Here is a 764-nt window from a genome sequence, read left to right on the forward strand (position 1 = left end):
CTTTGAGCAGCTCGGCGATGTCCTCGGCGCGGCCGGCCACGGAGGCCATCCGGGAGACCGGGGGGAAGCCCAGCTCGGCGCGCTCGGCCAGCTCGCGGACCGCATGTCCGACCGGATCCCAGCGCACCAGCGCCTGCACCGGCCGCAGCGTCGGCTCCGCGATCACCGCGACGGTGCCGCCCTCCGCCTGGCCGCGGACCAGCGCGGCGGCGCCCAGCCAACGGCGCAGCGCCTCCTCCCCGGCCCGCAGATCCGGCCGTCCGAGCAGCGCCCAGCCGTCCAGCAGCAGCGCGGCCGCATACCCGCCGCCCTCGGCCACCGGTTCGGCACCCGGCGTGCTGACCACGAGCGCGGGTGCGCCGGGCACCGTGGCCAGTACATGATCACGCCCCGACGTACGCACCGGGACCGCCGGGAACGCCCGGCCCAGCTCCTCCGCCGTCCGCCGCGCGCCCACGATCTGCGCCCGCAGCCGCGCGCCGCCGCATTCGGAGCAGTGCCAGTCCGGCTCCGGCCGTCCGCACCATGCGCAGGCCAGCTCGCCCGCGTCCTGCGACTCCAGAGGGCCCGCACACGCCCGGCAACGCGCGGGGGTACGGCACCGCTCGCACGCCAGCCGGGGCGCGTAGCCGCGGCGCGGCACCTGGACGAGCACCGGTCCGTGCTTGAGGCCCTCGCGCACCACCTGCCAGGCCATCGTGGGCAGCCGGGCGGCGCGCGCGGCGGCGTCCCGCGCCTCGTCGCCGTCGCCGACCGTACGCACC

The 764-nt window shown here is 78.4% G+C and carries 1 pseudogene; it reads right to left on the bottom strand.

Annotated features, from left to right (window positions below):
• Window positions 1-764: pseudogene (locus DY245_RS32745) on the bottom strand (primosome assembly protein PriA); the annotation flags it as partial.

The organism is Streptomyces inhibens (assembly GCF_003389455.1).
GTDB classification, from domain to species: domain Bacteria; phylum Actinomycetota; class Actinomycetes; order Streptomycetales; family Streptomycetaceae; genus Streptomyces; species Streptomyces inhibens.